The sequence below is a fragment of the Shewanella sp. 1311 genome (genome assembly GCF_059338235.1).
The window spans coordinates 3,580,428-3,595,766 of the sequence record NZ_CM181686.1 but is presented as its reverse complement, the minus strand read 5'-3'; the positions used below and the strand labels follow the sequence as shown (position 1 = coordinate 3,595,766).

The window sequence follows — 15,339 nt, the reverse complement described above, 5'->3', positions numbered from 1 at the left end:
AAAAGCTGAACAGAAGACTAGCGCACTCTGTGGTAGCAACGTTCGGGGCGGCCGATGGAGCCATAACTTTGGTCCGCCGCCAGCTCATTGCATTCCAACAAAAACTCTAAATAACGCCGCGCAGTAGAACGGCTAACGCCTAGCTTTTCACCCACCATTTGCGCCGTGAGTTTATCCTGCGGCTTAGCATCAAACACTTCACGGATTTTCTGTAGGGTCAATTGATCGACCCCCTTTGGCAAACGAGCGGCAGCCTTGGTCGTCCCTGTCGGCACTTCCATAAAGGCATCGACCACGGATTGAGTCAGCTCTTCTGTGGCAGAAAGTTTGAGCTGGCGACTCTCAAATCGACTCAAAGCTTGGTCTAACCGGCTCAACAGTACAGGTTTCACCAGAAAATCGAACACGCCCAGCTGCATGGCTTTTTCTAAAATCTGCACTTCCTTGGCCGCAGTGAGCAATACCACTTCGCTGCGGATCCCTTGGCTGCGTAATTCTGCCAGTAAATTCAAACCATTACCGTCGGGTAAATACACGTCTAACAGTAAGAGGTCAGGCGTGATAGCGCCCAGTAAAGACCGCGCCGTGCAGATATCGCTGGCCATGCCAATCACTTTATAGCGATTGGTCGAGAACAAATATTGCGCAACCAAATGGGCGACTTCGACTTCATCCTCGACGATGATCACTGTATGCATTAAACAATACCTACTTCAGGCAGAAGTTCAGGAAACAAATACGGTGCGGTTAACTCAGCAACACGCGCAACTTGGTCCGCAACAATCATGACGGTATGCATTAAACGGTACCTACTTCAGGTAAAGGTTTAGTGGGAATATACACAGAAAAACGCGCTCCACCTAAATCTGAGTCGGCAAACTCTAAGCTGCCATGGCAGGCACACAGGTAAGTATTAACGATATACATGCCCACACCGTGCTGCGCCCCCTGCTTAGAGCTGTAATCTGGATCGAATATCGTACTGTACTCGGTTTTAGAAATCCCATCGCCACTGTCTTCCACATCAAAAATCAGGTTAGAGGCAGTTTCATCTAAGGTCACGACCACGCGGCGGGGCTTATGATTGTTCGCCCTGTGCACAGCCTCAATGGCGTTATCGATAAGGTTGCCCATAATCGACACCATCCGCTCAAGCATAATGGCGTCTTGCACATCGCTGAGTTGACTATCAGGGCTGATTTGAAACTCAATATTGAGCTCTTTCGCCTTGTGATACTTACCCAAGAGTAATCCCGCGATCGTCGGCTCATGGATTTGCGACAGTAATAAATGGATTTGAGCCTGCCAACCTTGGCTTTCTTGACCAATAAATTCGACCGCTTTGTCGTAGGCTTTGAGCTGTAATAATGCACCTAGAGTATGCAGTTTATTCGAGTAATCATGGGTTTGAACTCTGAGCATTTCGGCAAACTCTTGCACTTTGGCCAGTTGTTGGCTCAATCGCTCAATTTCATCGGCGGGGCGCATCGTCAGTAGCAAGCCATCATTTTGATCCCGTACCTGAAACGGCACCCGCGACATCACCAGCCATTGCTCATTGGCAAATAGCTCGAATCCCCTAATGGTTTTGTTTTGGTTCGTCAGTAGAAAATCGGCGTGCTGTGGCAATAAATCACTCAACATCAGAGTATTAGGTTGGCAGGTCGGAGATAAGGCTAAGATCTCCCGCGCCCTTTGGTTCAACTTGCGGATACGGCCATCGGCATCCAATGCCACCACGCCCATTCGCACTGTGTTAAGAATCGCGTCTTGCTCGACGAATAAACGGCCAATTTCAGCAGGTTGCAAGCCGAACAACATTTCCCGCACTTGCCGCCCCATCCAAAAAGCCACCAGCACGCCCATCAATAACACTCCTAGGACTGTCATGATGATTTCAGGAATACGTTTATCGATTAACGCGCCCACGGACTGACTCAAAAAGCCCACCGAAACTAAGCCGATAATTTGGCCTTGCTCGTCAAGCACTGGCACTTTACCGCGAATAGAACGACCTAAACTGCCCTGCGCCTCGGAGATATAAGACTCCCCTTCTAATGCCGCTTGGCTATCACCGCCCTCCATCTTCTTGCCAATTTTATCTGAATCTGGGTGCACGATACGGTATTTATGGGTATCGCCCACCACGATAAAATCGGCCTTAGACGCTAGACGTATTCCCTCTATCGCGGCCAGTAATTGGGGGCTCGAATGCCCAGTTTGCAAAGCGGTAATCACATCGGTCCGTGTCGCGACCGCATGGGCCAGCCCTAATGCCTTAGCGCCCGATTGCTCAGTAATACTGCGACTCAAAATTTGATAGCTGATGCCGCCAAATAAGGCGCACAGCAACAAACTCAGGCAAGTCACCCCACTGATTAACCACGTTTCTAAGCGCTTAGGGCGTCTCATTAGCGTACCTTTACATTAAGAGGCTTTCGCCAATTTATCACTACGATGACTACGAATAAAACCGATCAATGGCACAGCCAGCATAGCGATTGCCACAATCAAGATAGTCAGTGTTAGCGGGCGTTCCCACAGAAAGCTCAAAGAACCATCGGAAGCGATCATAGCACGGCGGAAGTTACGCTCAATCATATCACCGAGGATGAAGCCCAGTAGCAGCGGCGCCATTGGGAATGCCAGCAAACGTAGCACCACAGCGACAATCGCAAAACCTATCATCAAGAACAGATCGAAAGTGTTAAACGAGACCAAATACACCCCAATCAAACTGAAGAACAAAATCATCACAGTCAAAATCGACTTAGGCAAAGCTAGCACTTTGGCAAAATAAGGGATCAGCGGTAAATTCAGTACCAGCAGAATAATATTGCCGAAATACATAGAGATAATCACAGACCAAAACACGTCTGGACGCTCTTGCATCAACATAGGGCCAGGTTGAATACCATAAGCGATCAATGCACCAAGCATGATAGCCGTGGTACCCGACCCCGGAATACCTAAGGTCAATAATGGTACAAATGAGCCAGTACAGGCCGCATTGTTAGCCGACTCAGGCGCCGCAACACCGCGAATCGAGCCCTTACCAAACTCATCGCGTTTCGCGCCGCGGGATAAATTACGCTCAGTGCCGTAGGCCATAAAGCTGGCAATCGTTGCGCCTGCGCCCGGTAATACCCCAATCAAAAAACCAAAAATCGACGAGCGACCAATCACAGGCGCTATCTCTTTCACTTCCTCTTTGGTTAAGCGAGTGCTACCAATAGGCTGCGCTGAAAAGTTGATGTTTTCTGTCGACTTCGGCGGCTTAATCACATTCATTAACGCTTCCGACAGGGCAAAAGTAGCCATGGCGATTAACAGAAAACTGATGCCATCGAGTAAATCTGGCTGACCGAAGGTGAAGCGTTCCATCCCCGAGAAAGGATCGATCCCCACTGACGAGAGCAACAAACCTAAGTGAGTCATCATCATGGCCTTGAGGAAATCGCCACGATTCGAAAACGCTGCAATGGCCGTCAAACCGAGGAACATCAAGACCACATAATCGCCCGATTGAAAGCTCAGTGATACTTGCGCTAATAATGGCGCCGCGACCATCAACATGATGGCGCCGATAGTGCCGCCGGTAAACGAAGCATAGGCCGCAATCGCTAATGCTTTGCCCGCCATGCCTTTTTGCGCCATCGGATAACCATCGAATGACGTCGCAACCGTTCCTGCCACGCCCGGGGCGTTGATCAGAATTGATGAAGTCGACCCACCAAAAATAGCGCCGTAGTACACGCCCGCCATTAAAATCATGCCTGAGCTGGGGCCAATGCTGTAAGTCACAGGGATCATCAGAGCGATCGCTGTGATCGGCCCTAATCCCGGCAGCATACCGATCACTGTGCCGACCAAGCAGCCTAAGACCACATACATGAGGTTTTGCAATTCAAACGCGGTCGATAGACCAATAAACATTGCATCGAACATAGTTAACTCCAAAGAGAACCTGAGGCCAAGTAGATACCTAAGACTTGCGTCATCAACACCCAGAACACCAACACCACGGGCACAGAGGCGAGCAGCAAAATCTTAAAGCGGCGCTCTCCCATCAACCAAAATCCAGCGACCAAAAACAATAAGGTAGCGACAACAAACCCCAACGGTTCGAGTCCGGCGGCATACAAGACCATCAGCACAATCAGCGCCGCGGTTTGTTGTAAGGCGGCTTTAGTCAGCAGCGCCCCTCGCTGTTGAACCGTGTTTCCTTTTAGCAAGACGGCAACCAGAGAAAACAGACTAAACATCAGCCCCATGGCAGCATAAATCTTCGGCATAGTGGAAGATGTCACGACTTCAAATTCTTCAAACGGCAATAAGGGAATTTGCCATGCCAGCACGCCATATCCGGTAAACACGGCGACAAATAGCAAGGAACCAATCAGATCACGATTCAACATCTGTCACTCCTTACTTAATAAAGCCCAGTTGCAACATAGTGGCTTTAAGCTGTTGCTCCTGTGCTTCCAATGACTTAATGAATTCGGCTTGGGGTTCAAACAGATTGATCCAACCATTACGGGCACGCACTTGTTCCCATTCTGGCGTCTTAATCAGCGCTGCAAACTTGGCCACATACTCATCAACTTTGGCTTTAGGCGTATCAGGTGCCGCAAAAAAACCGCGCCAGTTAGTAAACGTCATGTCATAACCGAGAGATTTAATCGTCGGAACCTCTGGATGCTCGGCAACGATTTCAGGTGCCGTCATCGCAAGGATCCGCCCTTGACCACTGCCTGCAATTTCTAACGCTTCACTGAATCCCGTCGACAATAAATCGACTTCGCCCGAGAGTAAGCCAGCCTTAGCTTGACCACCCGCATCGTAGGGAACATAACGCAAACGACCGCCATCTAAGCCCGCCGCCGCAATCGCTTGCGCCGCAACTAAGTGATCCATACTGCCGCGCGCCGAGCCGCCAGCGATATTGAATCTTTGTGGATCCGCCTTAAAGGCCGCCAACACATCGTCCCAGGTTTTCAACGGTGAATCGTTACGTACCACAAAGGCACCGTAATCGGCGACTATGCCTGCAACCGGCGTTAAATCACGATAACTAAACGGGATTTGTCCTGAAAGTGCACGGAGCACAATCGGAGTCGAGTTAACCAGTAAAATATCGCCCTGTTTGTTTTTCGATTTGATCATAGAGGCAATCGCACGACCGCCACCGCCACCCGAGAGGTTCTCAAAAGAGGCATTACCATCGATTTTCGACTTCACTAAGGCTTCACCGACGCCGCGCGCAGTAGTATCCCAACCACCGCCTGGACCGCCAGGAATGATAAAGTGGATATCAGCACTCGCCATGCCAGAGGCACCGAGTAACAGCGCACTCATGACTAAAGATTTCATTTTCAACATGATTCATTGCTCCTAAAACACGTATTGCAAACGGGCAGCAAAGGCATCGCCCACATCTTCATTGCCGACTAAGGCAATCGTGCCTGCGCCATCGACAGTAGAATGGATGTAGTTAGCCATCACTTTGATTTTTGGATTGAAGTAGTAAGACACGCCTAAGGTGTAGGTCTGAGCTTTAGTGCCTTGGAAGTCGGAGCTCGCATCCACGCTAGAAAAACGTGCCGCCAATTCCCATGCATCGGTTACGCCCTTAGGCTGGGAAAACACCGCGCTGCCCTTGGAATAGCTACGCTGTTCGCCCGTTAAGAAATAACTCGCCTGCAGGTAATACGCCTGATAACGCTCACCATCGAGCACTGACTGAGGATCTTGGGTGTTTAAACTGCGCTGGGCGTATTCGCCCTGCAACAACAAGGCATTATGTTGAAATGCCAGCTCTAAACCCGCTTGGTTTAGATTATCAATCGCTGCGGTTTCACCACCGGCGACATAGTTAATCAGGCGAGTATTAGTCTCGCGCAGTTCGCCGCGAGCAAAGCTGGCTGACAAGTCATCGCCGCCCATTTGACGCGCTGAGTACCACAAGCCAGCATGCAGCACTTGGCCCGGTTCTTTGGCCTGTGACCAAGTCACTCGCGAGCTCAGGGCATAGTTCAAATCATCGGTTTCATCTTTGCCATCGCTACCAAAGGCATCGTTTTTATAAACACCCAAGGCGTAACGTAAACCTGTGCTGGGGAAATATTGATATGCAGAAACACCCCAGCGGAAGTACGGTGACATAGTATCGGCGAGGCTAGAACGTTCGATCAGCGCAATGTGATTACTGCTGGTGAGCGCATCGAGGCTGATATCCTCACGCAACTTACCAAATTGCAGTTTAGGGCCATTCTCAAAACCCGAGTAACGCATCCGAGCCATGACGATTTCAGCGGTATTTTCAGCAAATTCAAGCAACAGCTTGTAATCCCAATCCTGTAATTCGCCTTCAACAAAGGTACGGACTCGGCGGGGGAAAATATCCTGCGCGCTACTGCCGTTATGTTCGGCGTTATAGGCACCATTGAAGAGGTTGTAATCGAGTTGAATGCGACCACCTATCTCAAAAGCTGGCGCGCTAGGCTTAGATGGAGTCGCAGTGGCATTCGCTGCCTGCTGTTGTTTTAGCTGGTTAACTTCTTGAGTCAATTGGGTGAGTTGTGCTTGAAGCTCTTGTGGCGTTAAGTCTTGCGCATTCGCAAAACCAGTAAAGGCCACAGCGGTTGCCGCGGCAAGTAAGGTCAATCTAGGCATCAATGCCTCCTGTATTGCAGTCTGCCATTCCCTGTGGGAATGCCTGTGTTATTAGAATTGTGTCAGGTCTGTGACGGACTACTTCCTCGCCCAGAGGATGAAATGTATCGTTAACATTTCGTTAAAGATATTTAACGCACTTAATCTTCATTAAGGGACTTAAGGTGACTAAAAATCATAAAGTTCATGAACAAAATGAACTTAACTCAAGGGAAACGGCTTGAAGTGCACAAAACGGGTAAGAATGAGAGATAACTCAATGAAAATATGACAGGAATATTAGCGGACGCTGAATGTTAACAGATGAGTGAAATAGCATAAAAATAGGACGGATTTACCCTTGGAACGTTAAATTAAGCTAGAAGCCATCCATAAAAAGCAAAGCGCCGTTAAGCGCTTCTGAGGGAACTAGCAACAATACTTGAAGAGAGATTGAGTAGGATTGAGCTGGATTTCGGCGATAAGCATTAGCAACGATGAGCAAATAACAGTGGTCTAACAAAAAACACCAAATGCTCGACCCAAGGATGCGAGTACTTATTTATTCGAGCTAATTGATTCAAGCTAATTGATTCAAGCTTATTGATTCGAGCTTATCGCTTAGCAATCAGAGCTTATTGCCTGCATTCTCGCTGGTGGGCGCGGTGCCATTATCACCCTGCGCCATTTGTGCATGGCCTTGTTCCATTTGCTGTAAATCTTCCATCGCAGAATCCTGCGATAAAGCCAGCGGATCGGGATCTGCGGATACCGCCGCCGTATTGTCGGCATTCGCGGTATCTGGGGCAGTCGTTTGCTCAGTCAGTAATGGATAGGCAGCTTTTTCAGCATCTAGCCCCTGAGCCACGGGAGACACTTCAGTGTTGAGCGGGCTATCACTCACATTCGGTAACCACTCACGTAATTGCTCGGGTCCAAAACTAAAGCCCAAGGCGATGACGACAGTTGCCGCAGCAACATACAACCAAGGGCGAATGGCGCGATTATCGCCTCTTAATGAACCGCTCTCACTGGCATATAGGTGCGCATCCGAGCGTTGAGCCGCTGGGGCGATCGCTTTTAGCATATCAGGTAAGGCATCAAGCTCAGGGCCTTTAATGCGCTGACCAATAAACTGGCCGCCTTCGTAAATCTCCATCTGATGGCTAGCAACTTCACCGTCAACCACTCCAGAACTGGTAATAATCAACTTATTACAACAGACTCGACCACTAAATACGCCGCACACCCGCAACTCATCACAGCTGACTTCACCGGAGATCTCGCCGCCAAGTTCGATCTTAATTTGTCCCGCTGAACCAATCTTGCCCTGCAATTTACCCGCAATTAATGCCGTGCTCTCTAACTGGATGTCACCCTCAATCGAGGTTTGTGCACTGATAAAAGTAATGCCATTGCCTTTGCTAGCCATAGGATTCATTCCATATCATTATTTTTGTGACAAAGATGTTAAGGTAAAAGTCCCCGAGAATAAAGCACTGGTTTCGTTTAGTATTTGACCTAAGCCTCAGAGCGGGATTTAAGTCACGCCAGCGACTATGTTACCCTGAGCATCTTGCAATATGGCTCCCGAGTACCTAAGTATGAGTAGCATGATGCCTCAAAAGGCGAGCGCTGATATCGCACTTAATCAAAGCTAAAGCACACACTGATTGCAGTAAACACCTAAAAAAACCGCCAACGAGACCCCGACATGGCTCATTCAAACTCCGCTAGCTCGCAATCGATAACGCCAATGATGACGCCACTGGAAGTGTATCGCGCCAAAGTGAGCGAAAATCTAGTTGACGATCCGGCGCAGCAACAGGCGGTGTTGGCGCTCGATATGTTATTTAAACACTTGATGCCACAAGCCTATTCAGCACGCCTCTCCCATTCACAATCCATCAAAGGCTTGTATCTGTGGGGTGATGTCGGTCGGGGTAAAACCTTTCTGATGGATTTGTTTTTCGATTGTTTGCCAAGTGATGGCAAGTTAAGACTGCATTTCCACCGCTTTATGGCACGGATACACAATGCACTGCGTGAGCATTCGGGTAAACGCGATCCGTTAACCCTGATTGCTAAAAATCTCGCGAAAGAGTGCAAGGTGCTGTGTTTCGATGAGTTTTTTGTCTCAGACATTGGCGATGCCATGATACTCGCAGGGCTATTTGAGTGCCTATTCGAACAAGGTGTGGTGCTAGTCGCGACCTCAAATATTCCTATTGAGCGCTTATATGAGAACGGCTTAGCCAGACACAGATTTTTACCTTGTATCCAATTGCTGCATACGCACACACAAATGCTGCATCTCGATGGCAACCAAGACCACAGAATGCACGCCATCAATGCCGCATTAAACAACGGGATTGGCATTGATAGCGCTGAAATGAGTACCTCGATTTCCCGCAATATCGGCATTACCGGAACACTCGATTTTGAGCAGATTTTTGACAAGCTAGTGAATGGGTTAACGCCAAATACACTCAGTATGAGCGCTATTGGCATTAGCGATACTGGCATTAGTAGTACTGGCATTAGCGGTTCTAGCATGAGTGATAGCAAAATGAGCAATGCTAGCCTCACCATCTGCAACCGTGAAATCCCAGTGATCCGCGCAGCTTTAGAGCCCACAGACAACGCTGTTGCTTGGTTCGACTTTTATGCCCTGTGTGACGGCCCGAGATCCCAACTCGATTACATCGAAATCGCCAGTCGATTTAAGATCTTAATGGTGAGCGGTGTTCCCAAACTGGGCGGCGAAGTGAAAGGCTGGATCCGTGCCCGCGGCACGGAGGATGGCACAGGAGAAAACCAAGCCGCAACTACGGGCGAGCGCAAACTCTCCTACGCCGCCAACGACGACCCTGCGCGACGTTTTATCAGCTTAATTGATGAGTTGTACGATCAAAATGTCAGCCTTTATCTCAGCTGCGACGTGCCACTGAGCGAACTCTACCAAGGTGGCGCACTTAGTTTTGAATTCAGCCGCACCTACAGCCGATTAATAGAAATGAGCCGACATGAATTAGCGTAAAAAATTGATTATTTATCGTTTTGCAGAGACAAAAAAAGAGACAAAAAATAAGTACCAAAATTTTGCTCAAACTATTATTGGACAATCATTAGCAAAAAAATAAAAACGTCCAAAGGAACAGTAGATTACGAAGTCACTTATACAATCAGAATAGCAAAAGCTTGAATAACACCTTTAAAACGACCGACATGACACATGAGTCTAAAGACCTAGATTGCCAATCTAAAACCTTATCAAATCAGCAAAAAACTTCACTTTAACCATTTAAAATCAAAATACTAACCACAGTTCACTCCTTTATTTCAACAGATAACCTTAATAAAACCAGAGGCATTACTCCACTCAATTCAGCAATACGGTTTGCTAACCTAGATATTTAAGGTACGGTATAACTTAGTTTCAATTATGCTAATTTACGCCCTATAGGTTTAAATCAATTAAATTTACACTCTACGACAAGAAATTTTAAAAATATAATCTATAGTGTATTAAACCAAAGACTCATAGTTCCGACTCTGCGCAATAACGCTTAGTTTTAAAGTTAGGAAGTATAAGTTCGACTTTATTTACTCGAACTTTATGGCTCGACTGCAGTAGCTCTAAAGTATTAGCTCAAAGACAGTTAAGAACGACCTTAGACGGAACTAATTTAAATACAGGGACGATTCGCTTATGTGGTTACGACAAATAAAGATTGGCTCACGACTCATTACTGCGTTTGGCTTACTCGGTCTAGTCTTGTTACTTCAGGGACTGATGTCATTACAAACGATGTCATCCATGCGAGTCTCCTCAGAAGAAATTGAAAAAAATACCCTACCGACACTCGTCACGCTGTCGAGCATCAATCTTAACGTGATGCGCGCTAGGGTATTTACATTTCGTCTATTACTCGCCGATTCGGCGGCTGAGCGTGACAAAGGGCTCGAAACCTTAAGGCAAATTCGCGAGAACATTAAAACGGATCAAAAGGCCTACGAGCCTTTAATTAGTTTGCCTGGTGAGCAAGCCCTCTATCAGGATTTTAGTCATAATTTAGAGCTGTATTTACAGAATCAAGATCAAATGATCAGTAAGCTGCAGGCCAATGACACGACTGAAGCTAAACGGATCATGGATGAAGTGATGACGTTACAAGCTGATAAAATAACTAAAACGCTTATCGGCATTGGCGACTTAAATACCGAATATGCAGGCAAACAAGGCGAAATCACCGCACAAGCCTACGAGGAAAGTAAGCTACTCAACAGCGTGGTGATAATAGCCTCCTTGATTGCCGCATTTGTTGTGGCCACACTCTTAACCCGCAGTATTGTGCAGCCGATGAAAGAAGCGGTAGATATTTCAGTGACGGTCGCAAGCGGTGATTTAACGCAGAAAATCCGTACAGATGGCAATGATGAAACCAGTCAACTGATGCAGTCATTAGCAGGGATGCAGCAGAACCTGCGCGATACCTTATCCCATATAGCAAACTCCTCTAACCAGCTCGCCTCCGCCGCCGAAGAGCTCAATTCTGTGACTGAAGATGCTTCCCGCGGTATACAGCAACAAAATGATGAAATACAACAGGCTGCAACCGCAATTACCGAGATGAGTTCGGCGGTGGATGAAGTCGCCAATACCGCAGTCCTCGCTTCGGAGGCCTCAGAAGAAACCGCCCGCAATACTGAATTAGGTAAAAAACAGGTAGATCAAACCGTCGCCGCCATTATCGACATGAATCAGGATGTGACGCAAAGTTCACAAATTGTCCAAACCTTAGCCATGCAAGCTGTCGATATTGGTAAAGTTTTAGATGTGATCCGCGCGATTGCAGAACAAACGAATTTACTGGCCCTCAACGCAGCCATTGAAGCGGCACGAGCGGGCGATACTGGCCGTGGTTTTGCGGTGGTTGCCGATGAAGTGCGCGCACTAGCCCATCGCACTCAGTCTTCGACCCGTGAAATTGAAGACATGATCAACAAGATCCAGCACGGCACCGAAACCGCTGTGCTATCGATGCAGCACAGTGGCCAAAAGGCAGAGCAAGCACTCGCTGTTGCAAGGCTCGCTGGGGATGCATTAAACACGATCAACACTCAAATCAGTACGATGAACAACAGCAATATGGTCATCGCAAGCGCAGCCGAAGAACAAGCGAAAGTCGCCCGTGAAGTCGATAAAAACATTGTGAACATTAGCGATCTCGCCAGCCAAAGCGCCGCGGGTGCCCAGCAAACCAGTGCATCGGCGCATGAACTATCAAGGTTAGCAGTTGAACTGAACAACCTACTGACGCGCTTTAAGGTATAAAGTCACCAGGTAAAGTCGTCTCGATTTAAGGCCAAAAGCCTCGCTTTTCGATTTGAGGTCAAATCTCGTTTTACAAGGGAACCAGAGGGTAACTGCACAAGGTGTGCGAAAAAACGTTACCCTCAATGTATCACCACATCTTTAACTTAATAAAATCATTCAGTATCAAAAACATGAACTCAGCTAAGACCGAGTTTGCGGCGCATGATTAAAGTGCATAGCCAGTTCACTGATATCGGCGGCAACCCATTCAGGCTCGATACACTCGGCCAAATGCGCCGCCATAAAGTCCACCAGCTGCATGGCAGCATAGGGCAAGCGGCGATCTTTGCGGCCAACCAGATACCAGTTACTTTCGAGCGGAAAACCCGTTACCGGCAAAATAGCCGGTTTTTCGCGCCCTTCTTGCAGCGTGTGCGCCGAAATCACTGACAAGCCTAAGCCCGACGCGACGCTTAAGCGTATCGCCTCATTGCTCTCAATTTGCATAGTGTCACCGAGCGTGATGCCTTGACCGCTGCACCAAGACTCGAACATCAAGCGGGTGGCAGAACCCGGCTCGCGCACGATAAAACGCTCATTTTTGAGATCGTTAAAACTTACTTGTTCACGGCCCACCGCCCAATGATACTTTGGCGCAATCAACTGCAGCGGGTTTTTAATGATCCGCGCAGATAAGACGTTATCGCCACTAGGAGGATGACTAAACAGATATAAATCATCTTCTTGGCGCTCAAATCGGCCCAACACATGGGCACGGTTACCTATGTTTAAGGTCACTTTAACCTGCGGAAACTGCCGATAAAAAGCCCCTAAAATCCGTGGTAACACGTATTTGGCGGTAGTGACGATACCGATATTAATATGCCCGACGCTGCCACCTTTGGCCTGCTGCATAAAGGCATCGAAATCCTCAAAACGACTCAAGGTATCGCAGGCTGCGCGGTAGAGTTCATTGCCAATCAAGGTCGGTAACATGCGGCCATCACGACTCTCAAGTAACGGCTCACCCAATACATCGGCCAGCTTTTTAAGCTGTAATGACACTGTGGGTTGGGTTAAATGCAAGGCCCTCGCCGCTGCGGAAATATTGCCTAACCGCACCACTTGCACATACACCTGCAGCAAACGGAAACTCAAGTGCCGCAATTTAAGCTGAGTCGATGACGAACGCTTATCCATAGACAATTATCTATACCTAAGTGGTAAACAATTTATTTTTCAATATAACCAATTAGGTCCAAAATCACCAGCCATCAGGATCACCCGACAATTAAGCCTGTTTTACACGGCTTAAAAATCAAACTTAATGAGATACTTATGCCCGATATTGTCATTGCCTTTTTTGCCTTAGGCTTGTTAGCTGGCCTAGTAAAGTCAGATCTTAAAGTCCCCCCCGCGATCTACGAAACCCTATCTATACTGTTAATGCTCACTTTGGGCTTAAAGGGCGGAATGGCGCTCCACGGTCACACCCAAAACTTAGTGATCACTGAGCTGTTAGCGGTTGTTGCTTTAGGCTTCATTATCCCCTTGGCCCTATACCCAGTGTTAACTCGGCTGGTTCGAATTGGTCACACAGATGCTATTAGCATTGCCGCACATTACGGCTCCGTTAGCGCGGGAACCTTTGCGGTGGTGATGGCTATGGTGGAAAAATCTGGGTTGATATTAAGACCCGAAACCACCCTGTATCTTGTGCTGCTAGAACTGCCGGCGATCGTCGTGATGCTCTGGCTACATAGATACTTAAGCGCCAAAAAAGCAATTGAAACATCACCCAAGAATGAAACTCAATCGAGCGTATTGCACGAAGCGTTAACCAGCCGCGGCGTTGTCTTACTCGTGGGCGGCGTAGTGATAGGTTGGCTTTACGGCCCAACGGGGCTTGCGCCGCTCACACCTGTGCTATTAGGCGGATTCAAAACTTTACTGGCATTATTTTTACTGGAAATGGGCTTAGTGACGGCCAAAGTGTGTTTGCCGCTACCACTAAAACAATGGCGCTTATTGGTGTTCGCCGCCGTGACGCCCTTTGTATTGGCTTGGTGCGGTATTGCCGTAGGATTATGGTTGGACTTACCTTCTGGCAGCATTTTAGTGCTAGCGGCATTAAGTGCCAGTGCATCTTATATCGCAGCGCCTGCGGCCATTCGAGCCGCAATACCCGAAGCTGATATTGGACTGGCTATGCTGGCCTCACTCGGGATAACGTTTCCAATTAACGTGTTAATTGGCTTACCTTTATATCAACACTGGGTCATGCTCATTACAGCTTAATGGCGCAGCTTAGTACTTGTTCGCCGAATAAAAATCAATGAAAAGGGAGACATTATTGTCTCCCTTTTCTTCTTGCTTAAGCACACATCATTTAAGGCGCATCACTGTGGTGCGCGGCTTTATCCTGATACATGGCTTTATCGGCGGAATCTAACAGATCCTCTAAGCTCACATCAGAATCTGGCGTCCAATGGGCGATACCAATACTCGTCGCTAAGCTATGTTGCTTAGGATGCTGTTGATTATATTGCTCAAGTAATTGCTTAAAACGCTCAATCACGCGATCGACTGTATCTCTATGCACAAAACTTAATAGCACCACAAACTCATCGCCGCCAAGCCTTGCAATCACATCCGACTCCCTAAAAGCGGTCATCAAGATATGGGCAAAATCGTATAACACTTGGTCGCCCTTGAGGTGACCAAAGTTGTCATTCACTTCCTTAAAGAAATCGAGATCGAAGAAGAGTAAGGCCGCCTCAGATTCGGTACGTCGACAACTCGCCAGCGCCTGATGGGCCAGTAACTCAAATCCACGCCGATTCGAAATCGTGGTCAAAGGATCTAAGGTGTTTTGCGCGATAGAGAGTAATTCCGCCTCCACCATTTCGCCTAAATCCGTCAAGGTTTCAATATCTTCAGCCGTAAAATCCCGCGGTTCAGTGCCGATTAAACACAAGGTCCCTACCCGATATTGCCTATGAATGGTTAAGGGATAGCCTGCGTAGAAGCGAATATGCGGCTGCTCGGTCACCAGAGGATTGTCACTAAAGCGCGGATCTTTGAGGGCGTCGTTTACGATAAAAATATCGTCTTGATTGATCGCATGGCCACAAAATGAAATTTCCCTTGGTGTTTCAGTCACCTCTAGTCCTTGACGAGATTTAAACCACTGCCGCTCGGCATCCACTAAGGTCACAACACAAGTCGGCAAGGAGAAAATTCTGCGCGTGAGCCGAGTGATACGATCGAAACGTTCCTCGGCATCGGTGTCGAGCACATTGAGTGCGCGTAACGTGACCAAACGTTGCAGCTCGTTTTCAGGGATAGTAGGTAATTGCATGGTG

General features: G+C 47.9%; 12 protein-coding genes. 3 read left to right on the top strand and 9 right to left on the bottom strand.

Annotation, left to right across the window (positions count from 1 at the left end; translation table 11 throughout):
• Positions 1-17: 17 nt before the first annotated feature.
• The 7 genes from AC5YB3_RS16045 to AC5YB3_RS16015 all read right to left on the bottom strand — a co-directional run bounded on the left by AC5YB3_RS16045 (position 18) and on the right by AC5YB3_RS16015 (position 8,086).
• Positions 18-698, bottom strand: coding sequence for a response regulator (locus AC5YB3_RS16045; protein WP_115335405.1), 681 nt, complete (start codon positions 696-698; stop codon positions 18-20).
• A gap of 100 nt (positions 699-798) precedes the next feature.
• Positions 799-2,412 (bottom strand): ATP-binding protein, encoded by a 1,614-nt coding sequence (locus AC5YB3_RS16040; RefSeq protein ID WP_006085946.1) that lies wholly within the window; start codon positions 2,410-2,412, stop codon positions 799-801.
• A 15-nt stretch (positions 2,413-2,427) separates the two neighbouring features.
• Entirely contained in the window at positions 2,428-3,948 is a 1,521-nt protein-coding gene (locus AC5YB3_RS16035; RefSeq protein ID WP_011623841.1) for a tripartite tricarboxylate transporter permease, read from the bottom strand.
• A 2-nt stretch (positions 3,949-3,950) separates the two neighbouring features.
• Positions 3,951-4,418 (bottom strand): tripartite tricarboxylate transporter TctB family protein, encoded by a 468-nt coding sequence (locus AC5YB3_RS16030; protein WP_006082912.1) that lies wholly within the window; start codon positions 4,416-4,418, stop codon positions 3,951-3,953.
• A 10-nt stretch (positions 4,419-4,428) separates the two neighbouring features.
• Positions 4,429-5,382 carry a tripartite tricarboxylate transporter substrate binding protein gene (locus AC5YB3_RS16025; protein WP_006082913.1) on the bottom strand — a complete coding sequence of 318 codons (954 nt, stop codon included), beginning with the start codon at positions 5,380-5,382 and terminating at the stop codon, positions 4,429-4,431.
• 12 nt (positions 5,383-5,394) lie between these two features.
• Entirely contained in the window at positions 5,395-6,675 is a 1,281-nt protein-coding gene (locus AC5YB3_RS16020) for an OprO/OprP family phosphate-selective porin (protein WP_342900080.1), read from the bottom strand.
• A gap of 607 nt (positions 6,676-7,282) precedes the next feature.
• A complete protein-coding gene (locus AC5YB3_RS16015; protein ID WP_494525701.1) occupies positions 7,283-8,086 on the bottom strand; it encodes a bactofilin family protein in 804 nt (267 codons plus the stop codon).
• Positions 8,087-8,368: 282 nt separating this feature from the next.
• On the opposite strand from AC5YB3_RS16015, the gene zapE reads away from it, so the two are divergent.
• Entirely contained in the window at positions 8,369-9,694 is a 1,326-nt protein-coding gene (gene zapE, locus AC5YB3_RS16010) for a cell division protein ZapE (RefSeq protein ID WP_494525700.1), read from the top strand.
• Positions 9,695-10,366: 672 nt separating this feature from the next.
• Positions 10,367-11,992, top strand: a complete 1,626-nt coding sequence (locus tag AC5YB3_RS16005) for a methyl-accepting chemotaxis protein (protein WP_494525699.1) — start codon at positions 10,367-10,369, stop codon at positions 11,990-11,992.
• A 183-nt stretch (positions 11,993-12,175) separates the two neighbouring features.
• Here AC5YB3_RS16005 and AC5YB3_RS16000 read toward each other — a convergent pair whose 3' ends face one another.
• Positions 12,176-13,174 (bottom strand): LysR family transcriptional regulator, encoded by a 999-nt coding sequence (locus AC5YB3_RS16000; RefSeq protein ID WP_494525698.1) that lies wholly within the window; start codon positions 13,172-13,174, stop codon positions 12,176-12,178.
• Positions 13,175-13,312: 138 nt separating this feature from the next.
• On the opposite strand from AC5YB3_RS16000, the gene AC5YB3_RS15995 reads away from it, so the two are divergent.
• Complete coding sequence (locus tag AC5YB3_RS15995) at positions 13,313-14,272, top strand: sodium-dependent bicarbonate transport family permease (protein ID WP_494525697.1); 960 nt, start codon at positions 13,313-13,315, stop codon at positions 14,270-14,272.
• A 91-nt stretch (positions 14,273-14,363) separates the two neighbouring features.
• Here AC5YB3_RS15995 and AC5YB3_RS15990 read toward each other — a convergent pair whose 3' ends face one another.
• Positions 14,364-15,335: a GGDEF domain-containing protein gene (locus AC5YB3_RS15990; protein ID WP_494525696.1), complete on the bottom strand. Its 972-nt coding sequence runs from the start codon at positions 15,333-15,335 to the stop codon at positions 14,364-14,366.
• Positions 15,336-15,339 lie beyond the last annotated feature (4 nt).